This is a genomic window from Dapis hubbardiae BLCC-M172 (assembly GCF_050016015.1).
GTDB lineage: Bacteria > Cyanobacteriota > Cyanobacteriia > Cyanobacteriales > Microcoleaceae > Trichodesmium.
Map to the genome: position 1 here is coordinate 25,387 of NZ_JBNHEQ010000254.1, position 23,790 is coordinate 49,176.

22 protein-coding genes are annotated in these 23,790 nt (G+C 33.4%); 17 read left to right on the forward strand and 5 right to left on the reverse strand.

The features are described 5' to 3' along the window. Nucleotide 1 precedes the first annotated feature (1 nt). The 4 genes from ACP6PK_RS23765 (at nt 2) to ACP6PK_RS23780 (ending at nt 4,793) form a co-directional block, all read left to right on the forward strand. Nucleotides 2-748, forward strand: coding sequence for a DUF3153 domain-containing protein (locus ACP6PK_RS23765; RefSeq protein ID WP_426563235.1), 747 nt, complete (start codon nt 2-4; stop codon nt 746-748). A 303-nt stretch (nt 749-1,051) separates the two neighbouring features. Next, nucleotides 1,052-1,426 carry a LapA family protein gene (locus ACP6PK_RS23770; protein ID WP_094673543.1) on the forward strand — a complete coding sequence of 125 codons (375 nt, stop codon included), beginning with the start codon at nt 1,052-1,054 and terminating at the stop codon, nt 1,424-1,426. Nucleotides 1,427-1,851: 425 nt separating this feature from the next. After that, complete coding sequence (locus ACP6PK_RS23775) at nt 1,852-2,709, forward strand: segregation/condensation protein A (RefSeq protein ID WP_426563237.1); 858 nt, start codon at nt 1,852-1,854, stop codon at nt 2,707-2,709. 917 nt (nt 2,710-3,626) lie between these two features. Continuing rightward, nucleotides 3,627-4,793: a sugar phosphate nucleotidyltransferase gene (locus ACP6PK_RS23780; RefSeq protein ID WP_426563239.1), complete on the forward strand. Its 1,167-nt coding sequence runs from the start codon at nt 3,627-3,629 to the stop codon at nt 4,791-4,793. Between the two features lie 2,077 nt (nt 4,794-6,870). Here ACP6PK_RS23780 and ACP6PK_RS23785 read toward each other — a convergent pair. Both ACP6PK_RS23785 and speA read right to left on the reverse strand, forming a co-directional pair. Next, nucleotides 6,871-7,002, reverse strand: a complete 132-nt coding sequence (locus ACP6PK_RS23785; protein WP_426563241.1) for a hypothetical protein — start codon at nt 7,000-7,002, stop codon at nt 6,871-6,873. A gap of 80 nt (nt 7,003-7,082) precedes the next feature. Further along, nucleotides 7,083-9,158, reverse strand: coding sequence for a biosynthetic arginine decarboxylase (gene speA / locus ACP6PK_RS23790; RefSeq protein WP_426563243.1), 2,076 nt, complete (start codon nt 9,156-9,158; stop codon nt 7,083-7,085). Between the two features lie 546 nt (nt 9,159-9,704). Here speA and ACP6PK_RS23795 point away from each other — a divergent pair. The 5 genes from ACP6PK_RS23795 (at nt 9,705) to ACP6PK_RS23815 (ending at nt 13,298) form a co-directional block, all read left to right on the forward strand. Beyond that, on the forward strand, nt 9,705-9,953 hold the full coding sequence (locus tag ACP6PK_RS23795; RefSeq protein ID WP_210407264.1) for a hypothetical protein: 249 nt from the start codon (nt 9,705-9,707) through the stop codon (nt 9,951-9,953). 512 nt (nt 9,954-10,465) lie between these two features. Continuing rightward, nucleotides 10,466-10,882 (forward strand): IS200/IS605 family accessory protein TnpB-related protein, encoded by a 417-nt coding sequence (locus tag ACP6PK_RS23800; RefSeq protein ID WP_426563266.1) that lies wholly within the window; start codon nt 10,466-10,468, stop codon nt 10,880-10,882. Nucleotides 10,883-11,140: 258 nt separating this feature from the next. Next, complete coding sequence (gene ndk / locus ACP6PK_RS23805; protein ID WP_094672078.1) at nt 11,141-11,590, forward strand: nucleoside-diphosphate kinase; 450 nt, start codon at nt 11,141-11,143, stop codon at nt 11,588-11,590. Nucleotides 11,591-12,260: 670 nt separating this feature from the next. Next, on the forward strand, nt 12,261-12,356 hold the full coding sequence (gene psaM / locus ACP6PK_RS23810; protein WP_071525264.1) for a photosystem I reaction center subunit XII: 96 nt from the start codon (nt 12,261-12,263) through the stop codon (nt 12,354-12,356). 522 nt (nt 12,357-12,878) lie between these two features. Then, complete coding sequence (locus ACP6PK_RS23815) at nt 12,879-13,298, forward strand: slr1601 family putative cell division protein (RefSeq protein WP_426563246.1); 420 nt, start codon at nt 12,879-12,881, stop codon at nt 13,296-13,298. A gap of 648 nt (nt 13,299-13,946) precedes the next feature. Here ACP6PK_RS23815 and ctpA read toward each other — a convergent pair. Next, nucleotides 13,947-15,185: a carboxyl-terminal processing protease CtpA gene (gene ctpA / locus ACP6PK_RS23820; RefSeq protein WP_426563248.1), complete on the reverse strand. Its 1,239-nt coding sequence runs from the start codon at nt 15,183-15,185 to the stop codon at nt 13,947-13,949. A gap of 872 nt (nt 15,186-16,057) precedes the next feature. Here ctpA and petB point away from each other — a divergent pair. From petB to ACP6PK_RS23860, 8 genes are all read left to right on the forward strand, one after another. Continuing rightward, on the forward strand, nt 16,058-16,726 hold the full coding sequence (gene petB / locus ACP6PK_RS23825; RefSeq protein ID WP_094671387.1) for a cytochrome b6: 669 nt from the start codon (nt 16,058-16,060) through the stop codon (nt 16,724-16,726). A 58-nt stretch (nt 16,727-16,784) separates the two neighbouring features. After that, the gene (gene petD, locus ACP6PK_RS23830) at nt 16,785-17,267 is read left to right on the forward strand and encodes a cytochrome b6-f complex subunit IV (RefSeq protein WP_094671389.1); all 483 of its coding nucleotides are present in this window, start codon (nt 16,785-16,787) and stop codon (nt 17,265-17,267) included. 149 nt (nt 17,268-17,416) lie between these two features. After that, entirely contained in the window at nt 17,417-17,590 is a 174-nt protein-coding gene (locus ACP6PK_RS23835; RefSeq protein WP_426563250.1) for a hypothetical protein, read from the forward strand. Between the two features lie 160 nt (nt 17,591-17,750). Continuing rightward, nucleotides 17,751-18,728, forward strand: a complete 978-nt coding sequence (locus ACP6PK_RS23840; protein ID WP_426563252.1) for a hypothetical protein — start codon at nt 17,751-17,753, stop codon at nt 18,726-18,728. 45 nt (nt 18,729-18,773) lie between these two features. Beyond that, nucleotides 18,774-18,926: a hypothetical protein gene (locus ACP6PK_RS23845; RefSeq protein ID WP_426563254.1), complete on the forward strand. Its 153-nt coding sequence runs from the start codon at nt 18,774-18,776 to the stop codon at nt 18,924-18,926. Between the two features lie 114 nt (nt 18,927-19,040). After that, nucleotides 19,041-19,553, forward strand: a complete 513-nt coding sequence (locus tag ACP6PK_RS23850) for a hypothetical protein (protein WP_426563256.1) — start codon at nt 19,041-19,043, stop codon at nt 19,551-19,553. Between the two features lie 278 nt (nt 19,554-19,831). Further along, on the forward strand, nt 19,832-20,974 hold the full coding sequence (locus tag ACP6PK_RS23855; protein WP_426563258.1) for a glycosyltransferase family 4 protein: 1,143 nt from the start codon (nt 19,832-19,834) through the stop codon (nt 20,972-20,974). A gap of 570 nt (nt 20,975-21,544) precedes the next feature. Next, on the forward strand, nt 21,545-21,928 hold the full coding sequence (locus ACP6PK_RS23860) for a hypothetical protein (RefSeq protein WP_426563260.1): 384 nt from the start codon (nt 21,545-21,547) through the stop codon (nt 21,926-21,928). A gap of 159 nt (nt 21,929-22,087) precedes the next feature. On the opposite strand, the gene ACP6PK_RS23865 is transcribed toward ACP6PK_RS23860, so the two are convergent. Both ACP6PK_RS23865 and ACP6PK_RS23870 read right to left on the reverse strand, forming a co-directional pair. Beyond that, nucleotides 22,088-23,092, reverse strand: coding sequence for an endonuclease/exonuclease/phosphatase family protein (locus ACP6PK_RS23865; protein WP_426563262.1), 1,005 nt, complete (start codon nt 23,090-23,092; stop codon nt 22,088-22,090). 301 nt (nt 23,093-23,393) lie between these two features. After that, the coding region (locus tag ACP6PK_RS23870; protein WP_426563264.1) for a fascin domain-containing protein at nt 23,394-23,790 on the reverse strand (397 nt) is incomplete at its 5' end.

Genomic DNA, 23,790 nt, shown 5'->3' on the forward strand with positions numbered 1-23,790 from the left:
TATGAAAGTTATAAAAGTTATTTTTATTAGTTTTTTAGCAATTTTACTGCTCAGTGGATGTGTTCAATATGAAGTGGGAATAAATTTTCAGAGTCAAACCCACGGTGAGATTGTACAACATATTAAACTAGCAAAGAAGTTACGCAATTTTAGTCGTGAGATAGTTTCTGATTGGTTAAAAAGTCTAGAAACTAGAGCTTATGAGTTAGAAGGAAAAACTAAAAGAATATCTAGGCAAGAAGTTGTAGTTACAATCCCTTTTAATAATGGTGCTGAGTTGGAAGAAAAATTCAATAGTTTTTTTCAACCTATAGAGTCATTAGAATCTCCAAATTATTCCCCAAAAGTGGCGGAAGATTTACCAAAATTAGCATCTCATATTGATGTGAACCAGAATAATTTTTTTGTAGCTTTACGGAATAAATTGAGTATGAATTTAGATTTACGATTATCTACATCTAATAGTAAAGTTTTAGTTAATCCTGGTGAGTTATTAGATGTGGAGTTTCAGTTAATTACACCTTGGGGTTTTAGCAACATCGAATCCAGTGAAAATAATACAATATACTATCAAAACGACAAGGAAATTATCTGGAAACTCAAGCCAGGAGAAATCAATTCATTGGATGTGGTATTTTGGATTCCGAGCAATATAGGAATAGGTGCAATTTTAATTAGTTTATTTGTTTATCTAGGTATAGCTTTAAAATATCAAATATTACCTACTTTAGGAATAAGTAAAAACTAATTATCATAGCAAATTTACTAATTCCAAAAAATAATGCTAAAAGTCCTCAATAATTCAGTTATTAAGTAATAATAATGGATTACTGTGGATAACTAATGTTTGTAATTATTCTAGAGATTAAGCGAAAATATATTATCTCTAATAATTCTATTCCCTATTACCTACTCCCTACTCCCAATTTTGGTATTAGATAGTTAGTTAATTTAATATAGGACTTACCATGAAAAAATATATTGCCAGTTTATACATCAAAGGTATAAACTTAAGATATTGACCATTCAAGCATAAGTTGAAACAAAAACAATGAAACCTATAAACTTTTTGCTGATTTTCATAGTTTGTTTAGCGTTAGTTATATTCAGCTTACAAAATACCCAACTAACAACTATCAAACTTATTGAAGGTATCGAGTTAGAAGCTCCATTATCTGTAGAGCTTGTAATTGCCACAGGATTAGGAGCAGTTCTAGCATGGCTATTCAACTTATGGTCAAGAGTGCAAAATACCATAGGAAGCTTAGGACAAATGCGAGAAATTCGTACCAGAAATAAACGCATTCAAGAATTACAAGAAGATGTAGAACGCTATGAAGAGGAATTAAAACAAAGAGCTAGTTTGCCAGCATCAGAAACTTTGTCTGAGCTAGAAAAATCTACTGAATTAGAAGCTTCTAAATAAAAGTATAATTAGTTCAATTATGACTTTTTATTTCATTGGGTACTTGTATTTGAATCATACTAACCTTTACTCTAAGCATTCAGGTATCAGGTATCAGCTATCAGCTCTGAGTTATTAACTAATTATTTTGGAATAAGGAATTAGTCTTCAAGGAGAATTAAAAGTTTTGCTTTTGAAGAAAAAGGTTATCACCTAACCTTAGTAAATTATTACATTCAAAAGCTGTTTGCATAGCATTCCACAGGAAAAGCTGAATGCTGAATGCTAATAGCTGAAAGCTAACCTTTACTATCTTTAAATTTTTCACTCTCAATAATCTCACACTTATCAGAAAGTGTGAGATTCCAGATTAACAAATTTCAAGGATAGTCCGATCATTATTGATATTTAAAAGTACAGTAAAGTAGAGAAAAAAAACTACGGCTATGACAATTGGAGTTCCCCAAGTTTCAGAAACCCTTTCAGAAGGAATAGCCCTATTAACAAACCTAGCAGAAAAAGGAGAAATTAATCCTTGGGATGTCCAAGTAATTGAAGTAATCGATCGCTACTTAAGTAAACTTACTCCTGAATCAAATATTTCTGCAAGTGACGATTTTGCCAATTTATCTCAGTCAGGTCAAGCATTTTTGTACGCATCTATATTAGTCTGGCTAAAAGCCGATCATCTGGCTAATTCAGAATCATCTGAAAATAATTCAGAGATATGTGAAATAGTACAAATTCCACAAGCAGAAAATTTTGAAACACCAAAGATACCACTAAAACTAGAGCAACAATTACGTCGTCGTGCTGTAGCTCCCTCCCCCCGTAAACGTCGAGTCACCCTTCAAGAATTAATTGAGCAACTGCAACTGATTGGATCTGCTATAGAAGATAGAAAAGCACGTCCTCGTATTCGCAAAACCAGCTCCAAAGCAAGAGCACAAGCGGCAAAAGTAATTGCAGAATTAGCTCACCAGGAAAATTTAGTAGAAACAGCTACTGACCTAGAACAGTTTCTTCTAGAAAAATTACCAGATACCAGTGAAGGTTGGTTAGAATTTGAGCATCTTTTAGAATTGTGGTCTTCAGCATTAGAGTCTAAAGCTGAAACAGAAAAGCAAAATCAACATACTAATGTCCCAGTAAACTCTGATCGAGTAGGTGCATTTTGGGCATTACTCCTGCTTTCTGCTCAATCTAAAGTTGAGTTATCCCAAGAACAATTTTATCAAGAAATCAAAATCCGTACTCTTTCATCAAGCTCTCAGGAACAAAAAGTTTTACAGGAGAAAATTTAATCCCTTGAAAAATAGAATAGTATAATAGTCTTTTGCAATTTCTATAATACTTCGGTACATAGTGGCAAAAATTAATTTACCGTCTTGCTTGGTCGAACTTAAGTTATTACTAGGGAAATTCACAAGCATATCAAAACCTCAAAAGTTTTTTATATATAGCAGGGAACAGGGAACAGGGAACAGGGAACAGTTGAAAAAACATTTCCGTTTTCTAAGATTTATCATCAGTCTATGCCCTAACTAATTCTTTCTTAGCAATAATAAGAATCTTTTGGTTTTTCAATATCAATGTAGTAAGTTATTGCACTGATATGTGTATTATTGGTTCATTAATTGATAATGGATAATTACCTCTTTAACAATTGATAATGAACAATCGATAATGGATCATTATTTTTGTTTTCGGCTGTCGCCGACATGGAAAGGGGAGCATTCCGAAGAAAAACGCGGAGCGACTTGAATTGCGTTTTCCTTCGCACAACTCCGTTTTGCTAGCGCAAAGCTGTCCGCAATTATCAATTATCAATTATTAGGAGAGGCAATAAAGCCGAATTGATTAATTATCAATTATCCATTGGTAAAAACCTTGAATTACTTCTTTCGTGAAGATTCTAATTCATTAAACTTAAGAGCACCAAACTGATAATTAGAAATATCTCAGAAAAATCTTATGATCCAGTATCTATGAATATGAACTGGAAAGATATGTCCAGCAATAACCCTGTTTACCTAGAATATCAACAAATATTGGTAGATAAAAATTGAGCCATCTACCTTTCCATCAGGAAAGTGAAAAATTATCATTCTGCTTTTCTGCCTGTTGAAGTGAGGTTTTAACGGAGTTTGTATTGTGAGTTGAGAACAGAGATAATAAGTATTTTAGTATTTTTGGCATTTTTAAGGTGGAGGAAACCAAAATGAAAGCCATGATTCTGGCCGCAGGTAAGGGAACTCGTGTTCGTCCAATTACTTATCGCATTCCTAAACCAATGATTCCTATTCTGCAAAAACCAGTAATGGAATTTTTGGTAGAGTTACTTCGTCTACATGGTGTTGACCAAATTATGGTCAATGTTAGCCATTTAGCAAAGGAAATAGAGGACTATTTTCGTGATGGTCAAAAGTTTGGGGTAGATATTGCTTATTCTTTTGAAGGACGAATTGAGGATGGAAACTTGATTGGGGACGCACTGGGTTCTGCTGGTGGTATGAGGCGAATTCAAGACTTTTATCCTTATTTTGATGATACTTTTATAGTTCTTTGTGGTGATGCTTTGATAGATTTGGATTTGACTGCAGCACTCAAATGGCATAAAGAAAAAGGATCTATGGCTACTGTAATTATGAAATCTATTCCTCGCGAACAGGTTTCTAGTTACGGTGTTGTAGTGACAGATGAAACAGGGCGAATTCAATCTTTTCAGGAGAAGCCAAAAGTTGAAGAAGCTCTTAGTACCGATATTAATACTGGTATTTATATTTTTGAGCCAGAAGTGCTTGATTATATTCCGTCTGGTGTTGAATTTGATATTGGTAGTCAGTTATTTCCCAAGTTGGTAGAGATAGGGGCACCGTTTTATGGTGTGGCAATGGATTTTGAATGGGTCGATATTGGTAAGGTGCCGGACTACTGGCGAGCAATTAGAGATGTACTTCAGGGGCAAGTTAAAAATGTTTCTATTCCTGGTAAAGAGGTATCTCCAGGAATTTATACTGGCTTAAATGTGGCAGTTAACTGGGATAAGGTAGATATTGAGGGACCTGTTTATATTGGTGGTATGACCAGGATTGAGGATGGTGCCAAAATTGTTGGACCTACTATGATTGGTCCTAATTGCTGGATTTGTAGTGGTGCGACTGTTGATAGTAGTGTTATTTTTGAATATTCCCGTTTGGGTCCAGGGGTTCGTTTAGTTGATAAGTTGGTTTTTGGCCGTTATTGTGTGGATAAGACAGGAGCATCTATTGATGTGCAAGCTGCTGCCCTTGATTGGTTAATTACTGATACTCGTCATCCTTTCCCTTCTGCTCCTCCTGTAGAACATGAAACAATTAAGGATATTTTGCAGGAAAATGGGGGTTAACTCGAAGGTAAGCATTCAAGGGTTAGCTATTAACTTATTCTTTTTTAAGGAAGAATTAGAGTTGAAAGATTGAGGAACAATTAAAAGTTACTCTCAAATTATTCTTTGCTAATCTTTTTCATTAATTACTTAGTGCAGGATTATTACCAAGGAAAAATTGTTTACCTAAGATTCCGCAGGAAAAGCTAAAGGGGAGCTACCTGAATGCTTACAAAAGAAAGAAGAAGGAGAAAGGTGAATTAATTTTTTTGACCTAAAATCTTCTCTTCTTTCTGGTGAAATTTATATGGAAGAAAGTAGAGCAATTCCCACACTCTTGAGGTACAAAATTCCTTTGTTTTAGGGAGTAGGGAGTAGGGAAGATGGGGGGATGGGGAGTAGAAAATAAGAAAAACAACTGTACCTCATTAATTAATAATTAACAATTAACAATTAACAATTAATAATTACCTCTTTTGTCATAGAAGGATTGGGTTAAAAGGAATTTTTTTCTTCTCTTGGTCGATTGGATATGGGTAGGTAATTTATCCATCCAATCCTAGGTCATGCTCCGCATTTCCTGACGGAATGCTCCACAAACATGTCGGCGAAAGCCGAAGTGCGTTTGCGTTTTGCGGAACGCAAAACTTCGTTTTTCATGTCGCGTTTGCGTTAGCATTCCTTAGGAAAGCGAAACGCTGCGCGATATGAAAAGCATTCCGATTGTTAGTTGTGCGCTAGCTAAACGACCACTTTTTCTCCATGAATGGAGAGGCTTTATACCTTAATTTTTCGGTAAGTTAAAAGTCGCTCATGCAAAAGTTAAAAGCAATCTCTGAGTGAGTTTTCCTATTGAGAAATTTCCTAATCTTTGCTTTGACTGCTATATTCTGTAATACCATAAGTGGTAATAGTAATACCGAAACAATATAAGCCGATCCAATCTAAATCTATATTCTTGGAATTTTATTAACCAAAATTATACACGCACAAATATACGTTTTTGTCAAATTTTTGGGCTTCTATTGTTAAGTTGTCTTGGGAAAATTTGTTTTTTCTATCCAGAGATTAAATTTAAAACTACTTAATATTCTACGAATTCAATATAGTTGACAGGGTTTTTGAATAAATTAATTACACCAAGTCTGTGACTATAAAAATCATATCATAAGCTCTAAATTAAGTAAACTCGTAAAATAATTGAGAATAGTGTCAATAAACCCCTGTTTTTACATTTATTCATAATTTGCTTAACATGGTAATTTTAAATTTATCCCTTCAAAAACATTTGTTTTGCTTATACAACTCAAAAATAGCAGTCATCATTACTATTACTATTACTATTACTATTAAGACGTTCTCGCTCCTCTCAAATTTAGTTCGTGCTGCGAATTTACAGGGGTTTTTCTGCGGAATGATACGCAAATATGATGCCTAGGAAAATGGCCTTATGATGATGCACAGTTCCTCTATAGCGCTATGCGCAAGTCAGAAGTAATACCATTTATCAAAAATCTTCCTATATCTTATTGGGTGGGGAAGTGTGGGAAGCGTAGGAGGTGGGGGGCGAGGAAAAGTAGTAATAATCTATGCTAACCAACTAATAATTGTCAAAAACAGACTTTGAATCTTGGTAACTATTGAGGTGTTGAAGTATAGCCGAAGTATAGCATTAATGCATGGTAATTGGTATAATACCAAATATGATTACTATAGACCACATATCTTAGTTCAGAAAAGCTTGATTTATATAGATTTTAGTTGACTCATTTGTGGTCTAGCTAAACTGGATTTAGTATTATGATTTCACAACTTATAGCAGTTTTCATTAATATAGATTACAGAGATTTGGGGTGAAAGGAAGAAGGAAGAAAGAAGAAAGAAGAAAGAAGCAAGAAGCAATAATTTTTGTAGTCAACATGAGTGAAAACCGCTATAAGTTAGTCGTTTTTGTACTTTAATACTCTGGTTAAAGATTTAGTAGAAGTTAAAGAAAACTTGCTTCATTCATTATTCATTAAAAAGCTGAGAGCTGACTGCTAATAGCTATTTTCCTGGGCGACATTAGTGCACAAAATTCAGCAGGAAATGCTTATCTTTAATTACTTAAATAAGTGTAAATGCTAAGACTACTCTCATAATTTTGTAGCAACATTCGTGACTCTTTAATAGTAATTTTTTCTTCTTGTAAAGCTTGCTCAGTTTGAAAAAAAACCCTTGCTTCATTCATTAAAAAGCTGAGAGCTGACTGCTAATAGCTATTTCCCTGTGGGACATCAATGGGCAGCATTCCACAGGAAATGCTTACCTTTAATTACTTAAATAAGTGTAACTGCTAAGACTACTTTCATAATTTTGTAGAAGCATTCGTGACTCTTTAATAGTAATTTTTTCTTCTTGTAAAGCTTGCTCAGTTTGACAACGAATACTTTCAACTAAACCATCAGAATTATATTGAACATAATTTAATACTTCTGTCATTGTGTCACCTTTAACAACGTGTTCAATTTTGTATCCTGAAGGGGTTAATTTAATATGCACAACATTAACATCACCAAACAAGTTATGCAGATTACCCATTATTTCTTGGTAAGCACCTCCAAGAAACATTGCTAGATAGTAAGGTTCAAATACAGAAGTAATTTCTGTTTGGGAATTTTCTAATGTTTGACTAGGAGAATACTCTGAAGATTTATGACTAACTTTCAGAGGATGTAATTCTAATAATGACTTGACATCTCGTAAATCAATAAATTGCTCAATTTTTCCATCACTATCGCAGGTAAGGTCGGCTAATATGGCTCTTTCAGTAGGTTCTTCATCTAACCGATGAATAGGCATAATTGGAAATAACTGATTAATTGCCCAACTATCAGGAGCAGATTGAAAAACTGAAAGGTTAATGTAGTAAATAGATGCCATTATTTTTTCCAGTTCCTCTAAATCATCTGGCACATATTCAGAGTCTTTTAGTATTTCTTGAATTTTCCGAAAACATCCCCAATATAGTTGCTCTACTTTTGCCCGTTCACTAATACTAAGATATCCAAAATTGAATAAACTGATGGATTCTTCTTTGAATTGAATTGCGTCGTGATATGCTTCCTGATAATTATTTTTGCTAATAGATTGATAGGTTTCGTAGAGGTTTTGCAAAATTAAATGCTCGTCTTTGCCAATAACTACTGGTTCTGCTTTCGGAACTTGACTAACTCCTAATACATCAAAAACTAGAACTGATTGATGGGATGCCACTGCTCTACCACTTTCACTAACTAATATTGGTGGTAATACCTTTTTCTCTTCACAAGCTTCTTTAACTTCTGCCACAATATCATTAGCGTAGTTCTGCATATCATAGTTTTTTGAGGCATAAAAATTTGTTTTAGAACCATCATAATCAACTGCTAAACCACCACCCACATCCAAGTATTTCATATTTGCTCCTAGGTGAGCTAATTCCACATAAATTTGACTCGCTTCCCTAATAGCATCCTTAATCACACTAATTGAAGAAATTTGTGAGCCAACATGAAAATGTAAGAGCTGTAAAGAATCTAAAATACCCGCACTTTTTAACTGATTAACAACTTGAATTATTTCCGGAATATTGAGACCAAATTTAGCACGATCGCCTGTAGTTCCTGCCCAACGACCAATACCCTTAGTGCTTAATTTCACCCTGACTCCTGCTACTGGTTTAATATTTAATTTCCGACTAGCTTCTATCACTAACTGTACTTCTTCTACCTGTTCAATTACGATTATTGGTGTTTTTCCTAACCTTTGAGCTAGTATTGCTGTCTCAATATATTCTCGGTCTTTATAACCATTACAAATTATTAGTGCGTCAGCCGTATTCAAGGTAGCAATAGCAATTAATAATTCTGGTTTTGAACCAGCTTCTAAACCAAATTTATGAGGCTTACCAAATTTAACTACTTCCTCTACTAACTGACTATTTTGATTACACTTAACAGGAAATACACCTCGATAAATATTTTTATATTTATAACGAGCGATCGCTTTAGAAAAACAAGCATTTAACCGCTCAATTCTATCCTCAAGAATATCGGAAAATCTAATAATTAATGGTAGTCCTATATTTCTTTGTTTAATAGATTCAACAAGTTCATATAGGTCTAAAGAACCTCCTAAATCACCTTTAGGGGAAACTGTAATATGACCAGCAGAATTAATTGAAAAATAAGGATTACCCCAACCTAGTATTCTATATAGTTTCTCACTATCTTCAATTGTCCATGATTTTTTTTCTTCAGACTTGATATGATTTATTTCTATTTTATCTGTTTGAGAGGTATTGGTTAATGATGTATTGTTGGAAATCTCAGAAGAGTTTTGATTTATAGTTGACTGTAAATCCATTTTATATTTTAATTGCGATAGACTAAACTTGAGATGATTTTAATTTAATCAATATGGCTATAAACCTGAGATAAAAAACTATAGTGCTATAGGCTCTACTCTGGTTTCTTTTATATTGTAAAGTATTGCTATTGAGCAAATTTTTAATAGACTAAACTTCAGGTAATTTTCACTTAATCATTATAGGTATAAATCTGAGATAAAAAACTATAGTGATACAGACTCAACTCTGGTCTGCTCTGTATTCTCAAGTATTACTATTGAGCAAATTTTTAATAGACTAAACTTCAGGTGATTTTCACTTAATCATTATAGGTATAATAAAAATTATACATAAATATAGTCATATATAGTCATATATAGTCAAGTGATGTCAAATATCTCCGTTTACTTGTATAAAAGAGCTACTAAATCTTTGACAAAATTTAATAACTCAAAGGCCAGATGTTTAATAGTATAATGAAATTGGCTGGTAATTCCAGACTAAATAAAAATCAAAATTCCTAAATTCTCGAATCTATGGTATGATTTTAACAAGAATGATTTATGAAATTAGTAGAGAGACATATTATTCAACCAACACATCGGTTTTATGATGAAATTGACAGACTATGTTTCTTGTCGAAAAATCTTTATAACTATGCCAATTATTTAGTTCGTCAATCTTTCATCTTTGAAAATAATTATCGTCACTATTACGACCTGCAAAAAACACTCTCTACTCAATCAGATTATCAAGCAATACCAGCTAAAGTATCTCAACAAATCTTGATGATTTTAGATAGAAACACATGAATTGCTTTTTAGCAGCAAACGAAGTTTATCAACAGAACCCATCAAAGTTTAAATCTCGTCCTCGTCTTCGGTGGATATAAAAATAAAGTAAAGGGAATAAATCTTGTAGTTTATACCATACAAGCCATCAGCAAGAAGCAATTAAAACAAGGAATTATTAATCCCAGTAAAACAGGCATTTATCTAAAAATATTAGTACCTACTTCACGCTCTTAAACAAGTTCGTCTCATTCCCAGACTTAATCATTATGTAATTGAGGTTATTTATGAAGCGACCGAGAAACAATACGAGCTAGAGAACAATCGTTTTGCCAGTATTGATATAGGATTAAACAACTTAGCTACATTAACCTTTAAGGGCGCCGGAATCAAACCCAAGAGTGATCAATGGCAGACCGTTAAAATCTATAAATCAATACTATAACAAAGTTAAGAGTTCCTTATAATCTCAACTCAAAGAAAATCAATGGAGTAAGAGGCTGAAAAAGCTTTGCAATAAAAGAGAATTTAAAATCAACGATTATCTTCATAAATCATCTCGTTTGATTATTAATACCCTGATTAATCAGAAAATAGGAACACTAATAATAGGACACAATCCACAGTCGAAGCAGAAGATCAACTTAGGGAAAAGAAATAATCAAAATTTTGTATCTGTTCCCTATAACAGGTTAATAGAAATGTTATCTTATAAAGCCAAAATGGTAGGGATAGATGTAATAATTACAGAAGAATCTTATACCTCCGCATCGAGTTTTACAGATAATGATTTGATTCCAGTGTACAAGGAAGGTCATAATAATCAAGTCACCTTTTCACCGAAAAGAGTAAAGAGAGGTTTGTATTGTACTGCAAGCATTGGATTAATTAATGCTGATGTGAACGGTTCTCTAAATATTATGAGAAAAGCAGCTCCCTTTTGTTTTTGACTATGGAATAGAGAAGCCAGTGCGTTGGGCGGGTCTCCCGACTTGAAGCAACTGGCGTGGTGTTGTAGTGCCTCCTTCGGAGGAGCTTCGCTAACACGAGCGTCAGAGTCACACCTGTCAAATAAGGATATGTCATATTTGACTATATTTTTATGAACTATAAACCTGAGATAAAAAACTATAGTGCTATAGACTCAACTCTGGTCTGCTCTGTATTGTAAAGTATTACTATTGAGCAAATTTTTGAGGAGTATCAGTTTGGAACGCACTTTTATCGCGATTAAACCCGATGGTGTCCAAAGAGGACTTGTAGGCCAGATTATTAGTCGCTTTGAAACAAAAGGTTTTACCCTAGTGGGTCTAAAAATTATGAGTGTAAGTAAGGAACTAGCTGAAAAACACTATGATGTTCACAAAGAAAGACCTTTTTTCCCAGGCTTAATACAATTTATTACATCTGGCCCTGTAGTCGCAATGGTTTGGGAAGGTGAAGGGGTTGTGGCATCTGCGAGAAAAATTATTGGGGCAACTAATCCTTTGAGTGCTGAACCTGGTACTATTCGTGGTGATTATGGAGTTACTGTTGGCCGTAATCTAATACATGGTTCTGATGCGATTGAGACTGCTCAAACAGAAATTAGTCTTTGGTTTCAAGAGGAAGAGTTAGTATCATGGCAGCCAACTTTAACTCCCTGGATTTATGAATAAGTAGAGAAATAGAGAAAATTTTTCTTGTCTCAAATTTCTATAAGTTAGCTCTCTAAATCAGGGAGCTAACTATTTCAAAACTATAAGTTATACTTCAATGTACTTCAATGTATATAGTTGATTTGAAATTTTTCTCTCCAATCTAGCAAAAGTATTTCTAGGCAAAAATTCAAAAATTAATACTAATAAAAAAATATAGTAGAAACTGCAAAAATTATTAGCGTAATAAATAATTATAGAAGCCATTTGGTATCTTTGCCTGGGACTAAATTTTTGAGGCACCGAGTCATCTGTGGATATGAGGAAATACACCGAAAAGATGGAAAAATATTCCAATACACCCCATCTCACCATCACAGCATCTATTTTTCAATAGATCGATCCCAAATGGGTTATATATACTAGAGTGTTACCAAGTCTATTTTTATTGAAAAATATTTTCTTTTGTTGAATTATATTAACTTATATTAAGTATTCAAGTAGATGCTAAGACAAGGGTTCTGAGTGGCAAACCCCACAGTTAGATACAGGATAAGGATAGTGTCGAAGAAGGAAAAAATTTAATGTTTGTTTCAATTTGTAAAAATAACAGTCTGTGAATTTGCCAATTATAGGTAAAATATGGAAAATTAACTGCAAAGTCAACTACAAACATTAGGAGTTTTGAATTATGCCTTTATCTGATACCCAAGTATTGGTTGCTTTAGTAATTGCTCTAATCCCAGGAATCTTAGCATTCCGACTCTCAACTGAGCTGTACAAGTAAAATCCTGTCAATTATTAAAACCTAACATCTAAATCTGTCCTAACAGTTACTCCTTAACACAATAAAATTTTGGCTTGTTGGCAAAGTCAAGTATTATTGAGAGGTTACCAAGGTAAAAACTGGTGGGGCAGATTTTTTTTTCTGGAATACTAATAATTAAAGAATATATACTAATCCTAAATTATTTGTGAGAAAAACTGTAGGGGTTTGGTTTCCCAATCCCATTTTTTCCTGGGTTTGGAGACCAAATCCCTACGATCAAATATTACAACCTATTTAGGATTGCTATATTATATTTTCACCCATCAAGATAATTGTAATTGAATCATAATCAATATTAACTAATCACCTATCTACATTGTTTTATTACTGAAAATCATCAACTATGTTAGGTGTCTTTTAAGCAAAACTTTATGGTGACTAAAAATTAATTTTGTCACTAATTAATCATTTATTCACCATAGATATATTAATATACATAATAGAAGTATTATAATTGATTAACTTAATCCACATAAAAGTATGCAAGCTACTAAATCTGTTCAATTTTCACCAGTTTCTCAGAGTCAGCCTATTCAAGTTAAACCTAGAGTATTCTCTAAACAACAAAAGTCTAATTATATAGTAGGAATAACAATTGAAAGTACAGCAAAGTTATTAACTAATATATTACTTTCTATTTGTGTAACTTCTGCTTTATTAAAGTTGTTACCTCATTACCAATCTATTCAAGAAAAACTACAAGTTATTGAATCTGAAATTAAAACTACAACAGAAAGATTGAATAATGAGAAGGAAAAATTTAGTCGCTATTTTGACCCTAGTCAAGCTAAGACTATTATGCAGGAGCAAAGTAACCGATTAGATTCTCATCAAATACCTATAATTTGGCTAGAAGATAATAGTATTAAAGCAAGTTCAGAATCTAATTCTTCTCTATAGTTATTATTTAAGCATCCAGCTATTACTATTCAGCTTTATCATGTGGAATGCCCTCATATTTCCTAGTTTTGAAGCTAATAACTTACTAAAGTTAAGGGATGACATTTTTATTTATAACTTTTCATTCTCTTTGGAGACTAAATTCTTCCTTCCTATGAGAATTGAGTTAATAATTCATAGCTGAGAGCTGAGAGCTGACGGCTGAATACTTAGGGTTTGCTGAAAAAGTATGACTGCTAGGGGTAGGAGTCAGGAGTCAGGAGGAATGGAGAATTTAGATGAGGTAGTCGGAATAATTATCCCTTGATTTTTCTGTGATTATTCTGCCTTTTATCCTAACTTTTGGGTCGCTCAACCTTAAAAAGTTGCACTTTTTTTTGCTCCTAAAAAAGCCCAAGCCTTTATCTGTTAATGCTTTTATATTTAATCAGCAAGCCCTACTTACCTAATAATTAATAATTAATAATTAATTATTAATTATTAATTATTAAGAGTTGATAGTAAATAATTATTCATTCAACAATTCAGGTTGATAACTTCCCCTTTTAAGAGGATAAATCACAAATTTTCCTTTGAGTCAATCCCCTTCTTTTAAGAAGGCGTAATTATTAATTATTAATTTTTCATTGTTAATTGCTGAAGTTATACTTAAGCTGCATTAGCTAATACAAATTGAGATGTTAGAAGCTCTACTCCAACTTGATATTGTTTGTCAGATTCTGTGGTAATTTGGTTAGGTAAAATCGGGTCTTGTTCCACCAAAAAATCTGGAATAATTCCCAGTTTATTAATATCTTTATGGTTTGGTGTTTCATACTTGGCAACCGTAACTGCTAATCCCGATCCATCAGATAAATCAAACAAAGATTGAATTAAGCCTTTACCAAAAGTTTTTTCACCTACTAATAAAGCACGACCATTATCCTGAAGGGCGCCAGCTAGAATTTCACTAGCACTTGCAGTTCCCTGATTAGTTAAGACAACTAATGGGGCATTAGTTATAGCAGGACCTTCAGCAGAAAAACTACCAAGAATTCTTTGTCTATTAACCGTGTAAACAATTGTACCTTCGTCTAACCATAGACGGGCAATTTCTACACCAGCTTGTAATAGTCCACCTGGATTATTGCGTAAATCGAGTACATAGCCAATTGCTCCCTGTTCCTCAAAACTTTTTACAGCCTGGGTTACTTCTGCAGTAGCATTAGCATTAAATTGACTGAGGCGAATATAACCAATTGGTCCTGTTTCAGAGTTAGACTTTAACTTGGCATAGACTGGATTAATCTCTATTTTGTCCCGAATTATTGTTATGTCTTGGGGTTTGTCTCTACTGTCTTTCAAAATTGTTAATACCACAGAAGAACCAACAGTACCCCGCATTCTATTTGCAGCTTCATCTAATGAAAATTCTCTGGTGGGATGGCCATCAATTTTGACTACGCGATCGCCTGTTTGGATACCAGCAGTTTCAGCAGGGGAACCCTCCAGGGGAGAGATGACTATTAGTTCTCCTGTTTGAGAGTCTAGGGCAATTTGTAAACCTACTCCTGTTAATTCTCCAGAAGTATCAACCTGCAAATTCCGGTATTGTTGTGGTTTGAGAAGTCGCGTGAATGGGTCTTCTAGACTAGCTAACATTTCTTGAATGGTGCTGTAAGTTTCTTCTCTAGTTTTCAGGGGTTTCTTCATTAATTTTTGACGCTTAAACCACCAGTTCTGATGATTGAAAGAGTCATCAACATAAGCTAAATTGACTATACGCCAAGCTTCACCTAATAAGCTTTGTTCTTCAGTTAATGCTGTTGCAGAAGAGGTCATTAGTCCCCAGGTCAGGATGATTGGGAATATTAATAAAAGTGCAATTTGGAAAAATCTTTTTTTCATAAATAGAAGTGAAGTATTGAATTATCAATCTTTAATAATTATTGTTCTGTTAATTAAATCTCAAAGCATTTACAGAGAAATAAGGTGCTTTTTTAGGTCTGGAAAAAGTGCCTGGTTTTCTGCTATTGTTGCAGGGTTCCCGAAAAATCAAAAAGTTAGCATTTTGGGTAAGAGTTGGGCAAAAAAATTACTCCCCCACTCCTTAAAAAAAGACTTTTTCAGCCTAATTCCTAATTATTGCTCTGCTGATTAAATCTGTAAGCATGACAGATAAAGGCTTGAGCCTTTTTATGGTTGAAAAAAGTGCCTAGTTTTCAGTTGAAAAACCTCAAAAAGTTAGGATAAAAGGCAGACAAGTACAGAAAAATCAAGGGAAAATTATTCCTTCTACTTTCTCTGTATCCCTACACCTCCCACACTTCCCACCCTTCCCACACTCTGCTTTTTTCAGCAAACCCTAATGATTGGCCGATATAATTATGTGGTTTGATAAAATTTCTATGATAATAGAAAATCATTTCAAATATCAAGCCATACAAAAATTGCCACCTTATCTGAAATATATCTACAAATTATGTTAAATTTTTTTACTATAGGGTAGGCAAGGAAAAATATTTATTTTTTTGTTAAAGAATATACTTGCTGCTTGATTCCTGTGTCAGTTGGTATGATATTTGTATTGCTGATTCAAGGGTCGATGTAAGTATATCTTCCTAACTACCCAAAAACTTAATTCATTAAACAAGCGGTCAGCACTAAGCACTCAGCAGTCAGGAAGCAGGGAATTTTAACCCAAGAAAACCTGATAGCTCAATGCTAAAAGCTGATAGCTAGTTAATAAACAGCAATATTCATCTAGGATTTTTGACTTAATGTTCACAAAACAGGTAACTGATTCACCCGCTTATAAGTGGTTTGACGAACGCTTAGAAATTCAAGCTATCTCAGACGATATTTCTAGCAAATATGTTCCACCCCATGTAAATATTTTCTACTGCTTGGGTGGAATTACTCTAGTTTGCTTCCTAATCCAGTTTGCTACTGGATTTGCTATGACTTTCTACTACAAGCCAACAGTAACAGAAGCATTAGCATCAGTCCAATACATTATGACTGAAGTTAACTTTGGTTGGCTAATTCGTTCCATCCACCGTTGGTCTGCCAGTATGATGGTGTTGATGATGATTCTTCATGTTTTCCGGGTTTACCTCACAGGTGGTTTCAAAAAGCCCCGGGAATTAACTTGGGTAACAGGGGTAGTTATGGCCGTAATTACTGTTAGCTTTGGGGTGACTGGTTATTCCTTACCTTGGGACCAAATTGGTTACTGGGCAGTAAAAATTGTGTCTGGTGTACCCGATGCAATTCCATTTGTTGGTCCGTTCATTGTAGAACTGATGCGTGGTAGTACAAGTGTTGGTCAAGCAACTCTAACTCGTTTCTACAGTCTTCATACTTTTGTATTACCTTGGCTAATTGCAGTATTTATGTTATTGCACTTCTTAATGATTCGTAAGCAAGGCATCTCTGGACCTTTGTAAGTTAAGCTATCAATAATCAAATACTAGCTCTCAGTTTTTACGGAGAAAAAAATAAATTATGTCCACTTTAAAAAAGCCGGATCTTAGCGATCCTAAATTAAGAGCTAAGTTAGCTCAAGGTATGGGTCACAACTACTATGGTGAACCTGCTTGGCCTAATGATTTGCTCTATATTTTCCCAGTAGTAATTGTGGGTACATTTGCTTTGTGTGTAGGTTTAGCTGTGTTAGATCCTGCTATGGTTGGTGAACCAGCAGATCCATTTGCTACTCCTCTAGAAATTTTACCTGAGTGGTATTTCTGGCCAGTTTTCCAGATTTTGCGTACTGTACCTAATAAATTGTTGGGTATTGTGGCAATGGCTTCTATTCCTTTAGGATTAATGTTGGTTCCTTTCATTGAAAGTGTCAATAAGTTCCAAAATCCTTTCCGTCGTCCTGTAGCTACTGCTGTATTCCTGTTTGGTACTGCTGTTACTTTGTGGTTAGGTATTGGTGCTACTTTACCAATTGATATCTCCTTAACTCTTGGTTTATTCTAAGACTTTTTTAGGTATCTAAAATATTTACCAAAAAAATAGGTTTAAACCTCCGCCCTAGAAGGGCGGATTTTTTTTGTTTTCAAGTTGCGGATAATGGCGTTGGTGAATATAAAATATTGTTAAACCCAAGAAAAAATGCACTGTCGGTCATGCCAATCTTCTCATCATCAGAAAAATGGTTAACGTTACGGCAAAAACAATCTTATGGTTCTCACGATTGTGGACATCAATTTGTTGAATCTCCTCGCCCCAAAGCATATCACCCTGAAGTTAAACAACTATGTCCCAAAATGTATTTTAATGATATGGGATTCAGGCTATAGCTAGAGTAACTCAAATCAATCATCCAACCAAATATCATGGTGTTGGGTTAAGGAAGCGGTATAAGCATTATAACCACGAACCTTTCTTTGTCTGAGCTTGGCTAATCATAGGTTCCTACTATTTCAATTTCCAAGTTTAAAGTTATTTTTAGTTATGAAGATGAATGATACTAACTTTTCGGAAATTATAAATTATTTACAACGTGATACTCATAGAGAGTTTCTAACTGTTTGGATAATTTCTCTGACTATCGTGATTGTTTTTGCTGTTATTTTTTACTCTAATAATTCAACTTCATTAAAACAAGGTACTTCTATTTTTAATCAGAGCAATAATATTTCTCAAAATTTCAGTAAAAATTACTTTCTGTACCTAGAAAGCATCTGTTTCTTAATATTTGTAGGTGTATATATTTATCTCATATTTAATAAAGCTGAATTTGCCTACTATGATAATTCTCAATTTACATTTTTTTCGTTACAAGGTAGGTTTTATAATATGCCAATTTCGCCGGAATTGGGTATATTTTGGCCTTTATGGCTTCAGGAATATAATATCATTAGTATTTTCAGCAAGATTCCTCTAGCATATTATTCTTTTTCAATCTTTCAATTACTGGTTACAATTCTTCTTTGTTTGTCAATCTTACCGCAAATTAAATTGAGCCATAAAATTATTTTGGCTACTCTGATATTAACAATACCTAGCTTTGTTGTTCCTTTTTTTGGTATCATTTATCCTGAAAGAAACATAATTTTCTGGTTGGCAATTTTCATTTTTTGTTTGGAGAAACTGGAGAAACACAAATCATTAATTTATCTTTGTGGAATTTTCATTGCGACTCAATTTTTACTTTATTATAAAGAACCTATTTTTCTGTTAATAGTAGGGTTTGCTGGTAGCAGATTAATAATAACAGCATTTAATGATCAACTTTGGTATAAGGTACAGGAAAGAATATTTGGATTTGTCAAAAATAATTGGCTTGATTTAGGTTTAATTATTCTCTCCTTAGTATTTATCTATTTATATATCTCAAATACCTATGGTAAAGTGGGAATTTCTTATGCTGTTAGAATCGCAAGAGATAGTAGATTATCGACTTTTATTGATTATCTAAAAGCGAATCCGATCTGATTAATCTTTCTTTTAGTATTCATTGGTCGAATCCGTGGGTTAATTTTGGGAAAATATCGTCTCAACTTAATATGGGATACTTTGGCAATTGGTAATTTATTATATTTTTTAGCTTATATTAAACTTAACATTTTTAGTCCTTATTTTACTGCTCCAGTAGATTTTATTGCCACTTTATATTTAGCAAATATCTCTTAAACGGTTTTTATTAATAAGCATAGGTATAAGGTATTAGGCATTGTATTCTTGGTTGTTATTATATTTATAAACAATATACACTATTCTTCTTTTCAAATTTTAGCTCGAAAAAAAATGATAGATTCAAGAGTACAAACAACTGATTTTCTCGAACGGTATATTAGCAACAATAATTCCAATAATTTAGGCTTATTTTTTCCTGAAACTTCAGGGTATAGGATAATGGAATTTTCTGCTTTTCTAAATTATAAAAACTTTCCTATTTTAATCCAGGATAATAAACCGTTTAGAGAAGGCTCTTTAGTTATGAAAGGTAAAAAACAAAAACCATTCACTGGTAATTTATGTTTTCCTTATCGCCCCTTTAAATGTTTTTATTCTGCTCAACCAGAACCAAGTGATTTGATTATTATTTTTCTTCCCACAAAACCTTTTACTGGTAAAGAACCTCTCACTCGTAGAGAATTAATTAATAAATTTGAAAAAAATTCAGTTAAACTATTTCACTATCAACCAGAATTTCCAGGAATAGAAAGTATACTTTACTTTTTTTGCAAAAATAGAATTGATGAGCTATGGTTAAATGCGTATGTCTTTAGTGACTTTAATACAGGTAAAACTAGGTAATGGAATTTAGACTAAATAGTTGAAGATACAACTAAGGAATGAGCGGACGGGGAGCATCAAACCCTTTGTGGATTTTCTTAATAATCGTAAGCATTCAGCTATTAGTGTTCAGCTCTCAGCTTTTTAATGAACTATATGGTTTGATAGACTCTTTTATCCATACTTTTAATTCTTTGAAATCTCTCAATTATTTTTTCCTCCTTGATAAAGTAATAAAGCTGATAGCTAATAGCTGACCGCTGAATGCTTACTAATAATCTAAAAATTTGGAGATAAAATTGGCTAACAAAGTTGTTCAAAAAAAAGGAAATATATTTGTTTTTCTGGAAATTTTATCTTGTGAAGGTGGCATTCAGTCTTATGTAAGAGATATTTTTCAGGCTTACCAAGACTTAACAAATTCTGCCAAACTTGACGACTCTTTTCTAGAATCAGATATCTTGTTACTAAGAGATGGTAAAGATTGTGAAAATTCTTATAAGTCTAAGAGTCTAAATTTCTATTATTTGAAAACTCAGTCTGTTTGGTTAGGGAGATTAAGATTAGCCACAACATTACTATGGTTTTTATTAAAAAAACAACCCAAACAGGTTTTTTGTGGTCATATTAATTTAGCTCCATTGGTTCAAATTTTGTGTGTACCTCTAGGCATTCCCTACACAGTTTTAACTTATGGTAAGGAAGTGTGGAAACCACTACCAAATAAATATCAACAGGCATTAAAACAATCATCTAAGATTTTAACTATTAGTCGTTATAGTCGCGATCGCTGTTGTGAAAGTAACCATCTAGACCCAGAAAAGTTTCAATTGTTGCCTTGTATGGTGGATGGGGATAAGTTTATTCCAGGAGTTAAACCTGTAGATTTGATTGAGGGTTACAATCTTCAGGGGTCAAAAGTCTTAATGACTGTTGCTAGACTTTGGTCGGGAGACCCCTATAAAGGTGTTGATGTAACAATTCGAGCGTTGCCTCAAATACTACAATTTTTCCCAGAAGTCAAGTATTTAGTAATTGGACGGGGAGATGACCAACCTCGTTTGGCAAAGTTGGCTCAAGATTTGGGAGTAGGGGAAAAGGTGGTATTTGCAGGATTTGTACCTACAGAAGATTTGGTTAAACATTATCAGGTAGCTGATGCTTATGTAATGCCTTCTCAGGAAGGGTTTGGTATTGTTTATTTGGAAGCAATGGCCTGTGGAGTGCCAGTTTTGTCGGGAGATGCTGATGGTTCGGCGGAACCTTTACAAGATGGAAAGTTAGGATGGCGAGTGCCTCACCGAGACCCAGAGGCGGTAGCTAATGCTTGTATAGAAATGCTGAAGGGAGAGGATAAAAGGTGTGATGGTCAATGGTTGCGAGAGGAAAGTTTAAAGGTTTTTGGTAGGGGAGCTTTTACTGAAAGAGTAAGAGAACTTTAAAATAATGAATTATTAATTATTAATAATTAAGGTTTGCTGATTAAATTTAAAAGCATTGACAGAAAAAGGTTAAAATAATGAATAATTAATAATGAATCCTTAATAATTAAGGTTTAAGGAGGCTATTATGAACGACCACCTATTCTATAACTCCCTGTTACTGCTAATTCTTAACTACTCTCTACTTCAACAAAAAGACTTTTTCAGCAAGTTCTAATTAATAATTACCGAAAAATTGTGGGTATGCGCCTCCCTTTGGATACGGGATAAAAAAGAGAATATTCTTTATATCAAGTCTCTTGCTTGCTGCTAGAGTCAGGTGATAAGTGATAACTGATAACTGTTAACGTTAGCGTTAGCGCAGCTCCTCTGGAAGAGGCAGCTCCTCTGTTAGCGAAGCTCCTCCGGAGGAGGCAAGAGGCAGTTCCGACCCAGGAGGCTAACTGAAATAACCTCTGGTTAAAACCTAGAAAATTAAACTAATTCTTCTGTCGGTGTGATAATTATTTAATAACTCATAGCTAATAGCTGAATGTTTACGAATAAAGTTTATTAAAGGAGATAATTTAAGTGAATCAAGGGAACTCAAAAATATTTCAATTAACTATGTCTAGTATTGGTAATTGGCTAATTATTTTAGCTATTGTTTGGTTACTGGGTTCTGTAGGGTTGGGATGGTTGGTTAATTCTATTTTGATATTATTTGGTTTAATTTTAATTGCACCTGTAGTTGCATTTATAGGTTTGCGTTGGTGGTTAAATCGCAATTTAATTATTGATAAATGTCCTGTTTGTAGTTATGAATTTACTGCTTTAAATAAAACTCAATGTCAATGCCCTAATTGTGGAGAACCCATTAAGGTTGAAGCTGGTCATTTTACTAGGTTAACTCCTCCTGGTACTATTGATGTTTCTGCGGTGGAGATTAATGCAAGGCAAATTGAAGATAAATAATTAATGGATAAATAATTAATGGATAATTGATAATTACCTGAAACTGTATTTCTAGAGTTTCCCAAAGTCATCAGGTACATCTATTTTTATTTTTATCCTATTCCCTTTTCCCTAAAACCTAGAATTTATTACCTCACAAGTATAGGAAATGCTATAGTATTATTTACTAATGAATAAATCTGTAATTAAAGGTATATGATCTGAACCTAATTCCGAACTTAGATTAGCTTTTGTCTCAACATTTACAACTTTAATTTCTGAACTGATTAAACAATGATCTATGGGAATTTGAAAAAATCTTGATAAAATATAGAATACTATAGAATTACCAATTTTTTTTGCAGGCCAAGTGGGAAGAATACCAAACCCTAAACGACTATTTCTTAACCCAGTTTCCCGTTCTAATTTTTGATAGTAAGGAGACCACATAGTTGTATTCACATCTCCTGCTAGAATAACTGGGTCTTTCAATTTTTGAATGTATTTAGCAAGTTCTTCTAAAATTTGATTGCGTTTTTTGAAAGTGTTTCTCTTGATAGGAATAGTAGGATGGGTTGCTATTAAGTTAATAACTTTTTGATTAATATTGAATTCACTAATAATAGTAGGTCTGTTGGGAGCAAAAAATTTTATTGAGTAATAATTGAGAGGAAATTTGGTGTAAATTGCAATAATTCCATGGGTAGACTGAGAAATAGAATTAATGGAATAGGGTAAAAGATCGGATAATGTTTGTAGATTTTGAATCCATGTATTAGTAGGTTCTAAAAAAATTGCTATATCTGGATTTTCTGCTCTTACCATTTTGGTAATTTGTGAATATTGATAATTTTTGCCTCCATAAAGGTTGTAAATTAAAATTCTTAAGTTAGGGGTTTCTTGACTAATACCATTTTGATAAATATACCAAGGTAAAATAGGCGTGAGGTTAATAATTGTGCAAAATGTACTGATTAATAAAAATCTTTTTTTGCCGATTATGCTTAAACAAAATAACAAGATTAAACTAATTACAAAATATTGAACTTTGAAATGAGAGATTAGCTCGAAAATTATGCCTTTTTCCCAATAACCTCCTAAACAAAATAAAGTAGTAATAATGATTCCTGTGGTTAATAAGTAACTGAAAATTTCTTTTAGTCGATTAAACCAAGATATTTGCATATAGACTCTAGACTATTTTTGTTGAATAAATAATCATATACATAGGCGAGTAGCGACCAATAACCTAACCATATCATCATTTTTAAATATTTACAACCTTAGATTATTTTGGGAAATTTTTTGGAGCTTTATAAAATGAAATGAAATATAGCAGTTGCTATGGCTTTGAGAATATATGGAATAGCTATTTCCCTAACACGAATAGGAAAAGGAACGGAATATTCACGATAAATTTTCTCTCTTTTGATAACCAAAGCCTTTTCCTATATATCAATCAAAAGATACTATCCCTCGCGGCATTCTATCGCTTAGGAAGAGGAATTACGTTCCATTGTGCATGAGGTCTACTAGCTGGTTTAGTACCTTGAACTACTACAGTATCAGGGTTTCCAGTAGCAGTGGCACTGGGAGAACAACGATTACACCGAGCTAAATATTCCCCTGTATTGGCCTTGAGAGCATAGTTGCCATTAGACAGTAGTTCAGGAGTAAATTGAGCGTTAGGGCTATTTGGATTATTGTGATTAATAACTAGAAAGTCAGGGGATGTACCACCTTTGATACAGCGATTACACCTACTTACATATTTGCCATTGTCTGACTTAAGAGCAATTTTCCCACCAATTGGAACAACTATGAAATGAGTATTGTAAAGTTTTATTAATTTTATAGAAAAACATAGAAAAACAACTAAAAAT